Annotated in this window: 3 rRNA genes; all 3 read right to left on the reverse strand. The window is 57.2% G+C overall.

Features of this window, described 5'->3' with window-relative positions:
* A 5S ribosomal RNA gene (rrf, locus tag AMK29_RS34865) occupies positions 1–82 on the reverse strand; the annotation flags it as partial.
* Positions 83–154: 72 nt separating this feature from the next.
* A 23S ribosomal RNA gene (locus AMK29_RS34870) occupies positions 155–3277 on the reverse strand.
* A gap of 288 nt (positions 3278–3565) precedes the next feature.
* Positions 3566–5091 (reverse strand): 16S ribosomal RNA (locus tag AMK29_RS34875).
* Positions 5092–5267 lie beyond the last annotated feature (176 nt).

Genomic DNA, 5267 nt, shown 5'->3' on the forward strand with positions numbered 1-5267 from the left:
CTGCAGTACCATCGGCGCTGAAAGGCTTAGCTTCCGGGTTCGGAATGTAACCGGGCGTTTCCCTAACGCTATGACCACCGAAACTCTATGAAGTTAACAACCGGAGATCGACACAGTCGTTACTTCAGAACTAACACAGTGGACGCGAGCAACTGAGGACAAGCCCTCGGCCTATTAGTACCGGTCAGCTCCACCCATTACTGGGCTTCCACATCCGGCCTATCAACCCAGTCGTCTACTGGGAGCCTTACCCTCTCAAGGAGGTGGGAATACTCATCTCGAAGCAGGCTTCCCGCTTAGATGCTTTCAGCGGTTATCCCTCCCGAACGTAGCCAACCAGCCATGCCCTTGGCAGGACAACTGGCACACCAGAGGTTCGTCCGTCCCGGTCCTCTCGTACTAGGGACAGCCCTTCTCAATATTCCTACGCGCGCAGCGGATAGGGACCGAACTGTCTCACGACGTTCTAAACCCAGCTCGCGTACCGCTTTAATGGGCGAACAGCCCAACCCTTGGGACCGACTCCAGCCCCAGGATGCGACGAGCCGACATCGAGGTGCCAAACCATCCCGTCGATATGGACTCTTGGGGAAGATCAGCCTGTTATCCCCGGGGTACCTTTTATCCGTTGAGCGACGGCGCTTCCACAAGCCACCGCCGGATCACTAGTCCCGACTTTCGTCCCTGCTCGACCCGTCGGTCTCACAGTCAAGCTCCCTTGTGCACTTACACTCAACACCTGATTGCCAACCAGGCTGAGGGAACCTTTGGGCGCCTCCGTTACCCTTTGGGAGGCAACCGCCCCAGTTAAACTACCCATCAGACACTGTCCCTGATCCGGATCACGGACCGAGGTTAGACATCCAGCACGACCAGAGTGGTATTTCAACGGCGACTCCACCATGACTGGCGTCACGGCTTCAAAGTCTCCCACCTATCCTACACAAGCCGAACCGAACACCAATATCAAACTGTAGTAAAGGTCCCGGGGTCTTTCCGTCCTGCTGCGCGAAACGAGCATCTTTACTCGTAGTGCAATTTCACCGGGCCTATGGTTGAGACAGTCGAGAAGTCGTTACGCCATTCGTGCAGGTCGGAACTTACCCGACAAGGAATTTCGCTACCTTAGGATGGTTATAGTTACCACCGCCGTTTACTGGCGCTTAAGTTCTCAGCTTCGCAACCCCGAAAGGTCACTAACCGGTCCCCTTAACGTTCCAGCACCGGGCAGGCGTCAGTCCGTATACATCGCCTTACGGCTTCGCACGGACCTGTGTTTTTAGTAAACAGTCGCTTCTCGCTGGTCTCTGCGGCCACCCCCAGCTCAGAGTGCAAGACTCATCACCAGACGTGGCCCCCCTTCTCCCGAAGTTACGGGGGCATTTTGCCGAGTTCCTTAACCATAGTTCACCCGAACGCCTCGGTATTCTCTACCTGACCACCTGAGTCGGTTTAGGGTACGGGCCGCCATGAAACTCGCTAGAGGCTTTTCTCGACAGCATAGGATCATCCACTTCACCACAATCGGCTCGGCATCAGGTCTCAGGCTATGTGCTGTCCGGATTTACCTGGACAACGCCCTACACCCTTACCCCGGGACTACCACCGCCCGGGCTGGACTACCTTCCTGCGTCACCCCATCGCTTACCTACTACCACCTTGGGTCGACGGCTCCACCACTTTCCTTTCCCCGAAGGGTCCGGAACGGCTTCACGGCCTTAGCATTAATGGGCTCGATATTGGGCGTTTCAAAGCGGGTACCGGAATATCAACCGGTTGTCCATCGACTACGCCTGTCGGCCTCGCCTTAGGTCCCGACTTACCCTGGGCAGATCAGCTTGACCCAGGAACCCTTAGTCAATCGGCGCACACGTTTCTCACGTGTGTATCGCTACTCATGCCTGCATTCTCACTCGTGAACCGTCCACAACTCGCTTCCGCGGCTGCTTCACCCGGCACACGACGCTCCCCTACCCATCACAGCGGGCGTTGGCCCTCATGCTGCAATGACACGACTTCGGCGGTACGCTTGAGCCCCGCTACATTGTCGGCGCGGAATCACTTGACCAGTGAGCTATTACGCACTCTTTCAAGGGTGGCTGCTTCTAAGCCAACCTCCTGGTTGTCTCTGCGACTCCACATCCTTTCCCACTTAGCGTACGCTTAGGGGCCTTAGTCGATGCTCTGGGCTGTTTCCCTCTCGACCATGGAGCTTATCCCCCACAGTCTCACTGCCGTGCTCTCACTTACCGGCATTCGGAGTTTGGCTAAGGTCAGTAACCCGGTAGGGCCCATCGCCTATCCAGTGCTCTACCTCCGGCAAGAAACACACGACGCTGCACCTAAATGCATTTCGGGGAGAACCAGCTATCACGGAGTTTGATTGGCCTTTCACCCCTAACCACAGGTCATCCCCCAGGTTTTCAACCCTGGTGGGTTCGGTCCTCCACGAAGTCTTACCTCCGCTTCAACCTGCCCATGGCTAGATCACTCCGCTTCGGGTCTTGAGCGCGCTACTGAATCGCCCTGTTCGGACTCGCTTTCGCTACGGCTTCCCCACACGGGTTAACCTCGCAACGCACCGCAAACTCGCAGGCTCATTCTTCAAAAGGCACGCAGTCACGACCCATTGAGTAAACTCAATGAGCGACGCTCCCACGGCTTGTAGGCACACGGTTTCAGGTACTATTTCACTCCGCTCCCGCGGTACTTTTCACCATTCCCTCACGGTACTATCCGCTATCGGTCACCAGGGAATATTTAGGCTTAGCGGGTGGTCCCGCCAGATTCACACGGGATTTCTCGGGCCCCGTGCTACTTGGGTGTCTCTCAAACGAGCCGTCAATGTTTCAGCTACGGGGGTCTTACCCTCTACGCCGGACCTTTCGCATGTCCTTCGCCTACATCAACGGTTTCTGACTCGTCCTGTCGCCGGCAGACGACAGAAGAGAGATCCCACAACCCCGCATGCGCAACCCCTGCCGGGTATCACACGCATACGGTTTGGCCTCATCCGGTTTCGCTCGCCACTACTCCCGGAATCACGGTTGTTTTCTCTTCCTGAGGGTACTGAGATGTTTCACTTCCCCTCGTTCCCTCCACATGCCCTATGTGTTCAGGCATGGGTGACAGCCCATGACGACTGCCGGGTTTCCCCATTCGGAAACCCCCGGATCAAAGCCTGGTTGACGGCTCCCCGGGGACTATCGTGGCCTCCCACGTCCTTCATCGGTTCCTGGTGCCAAGGCATCCACCGTGCGCCCTTAAAAACTTGGCCACAGATGCTCGCGTCCACTGTGTAGTTCTCAAGCAACGACCAGCCACCCATCACCCCACCCGACAAGCAGATGAGTTCACTGGGGCCGGCATCGCGAAGATACAAACCTTACGGCCGTACCCTCAGACACCCAACAACGTGCCAAGCACGACCTGTCGGTTCTCCTTCACGTTCCACGCCGAAGCAGTACTGGTGAAGTGATCCTCGAGATCGTGCCAACTAATCAACGTTCCACCCATGAGCTGACCGTGCAGAACGTTTGCCTGCAATCGGTACTGTGCTCCTTAGAAAGGAGGTGATCCAGCCGCACCTTCCGGTACGGCTACCTTGTTACGACTTCGTCCCAATCGCCAGTCCCACCTTCGACAGCTCCCTCCCACAAGGGGTTGGGCCACCGGCTTCGGGTGTTACCGACTTTCGTGACGTGACGGGCGGTGTGTACAAGGCCCGGGAACGTATTCACCGCAGCAATGCTGATCTGCGATTACTAGCAACTCCGACTTCATGGGGTCGAGTTGCAGACCCCAATCCGAACTGAGACCGGCTTTTTGAGATTCGCTCCGCCTCACGGCATCGCAGCTCTTTGTACCGGCCATTGTAGCACGTGTGCAGCCCAAGACATAAGGGGCATGATGACTTGACGTCGTCCCCACCTTCCTCCGAGTTGACCCCGGCGGTCTCCTGTGAGTCCCCATCACCCCGAAGGGCATGCTGGCAACACAGGACAAGGGTTGCGCTCGTTGCGGGACTTAACCCAACATCTCACGACACGAGCTGACGACAGCCATGCACCACCTGTATACCGACCACAAGGGGGGCACTATCTCTAATGCTTTCCGGTATATGTCAAGCCTTGGTAAGGTTCTTCGCGTTGCGTCGAATTAAGCCACATGCTCCGCTGCTTGTGCGGGCCCCCGTCAATTCCTTTGAGTTTTAGCCTTGCGGCCGTACTCCCCAGGCGGGGAACTTAATGCGTTAGCTGCGGCACCGACGACGTGGAATGTCGCCAACACCTAGTTCCCAACGTTTACGGCGTGGACTACCAGGGTATCTAATCCTGTTCGCTCCCCACGCTTTCGCTCCTCAGCGTCAGTAATGGCCCAGAGATCCGCCTTCGCCACCGGTGTTCCTCCTGATATCTGCGCATTTCACCGCTACACCAGGAATTCCGATCTCCCCTACCACACTCTAGCCTGCCCGTATCGGATGCAGACCCGGGGTTAAGCCCCGGGCTTTCACACCCGACGTGACAAGCCGCCTACGAGCTCTTTACGCCCAATAATTCCGGACAACGCTTGCGCCCTACGTATTACCGCGGCTGCTGGCACGTAGTTAGCCGGCGCTTCTTCTGCAGGTACCGTCACTTTCGCTTCTTCCCTGCTGAAAGAGGTTTACAACCCGAAGGCCGTCATCCCTCACGCGGCGTCGCTGCATCAGGCTTTCGCCCATTGTGCAATATTCCCCACTGCTGCCTCCCGTAGGAGTCTGGGCCGTGTCTCAGTCCCAGTGTGGCCGGTCGCCCTCTCAGGCCGGCTACCCGTCGTCGCCTTGGTAGGCCATTACCCCACCAACAAGCTGATAGGCCGCGGGCTCATCCTTCACCGCCGGAGCTTTCAACCAGCTTCCATGCGGAAGCCGGTGTTATCCGGTATTAGACCCCGTTTCCAGGGCTTGTCCCAGAGTGAAGGGCAGATTGCCCACGTGTTACTCACCCGTTCGCCACTAATCCACCCCGAAGGGCTTCATCGTTCGACTTGCATGTGTTAAGCACGCCGCCAGCGTTCGTCCTGAGCCAGGATCAAACTCTCCGTGAATGTTTACCCGTAATCGGGTGACACTCGCGTTGAGCGGGACAGTCAGGCCGGAATAAGGCCGACTGTCCACAGCGTCCTCGCTGTGTATGTTGCCTACCAGTCCACAAGGGGCCGGCAGGACTTTCAAAGGAACCTCGCCATCCGAAGATGGACGGGGTATCAACTAATCTGGCGTT

Source organism: Streptomyces sp. CB02261 (assembly GCF_001905665.1).
Lineage (GTDB): Bacteria > Actinomycetota > Actinomycetes > Streptomycetales > Streptomycetaceae > Streptomyces.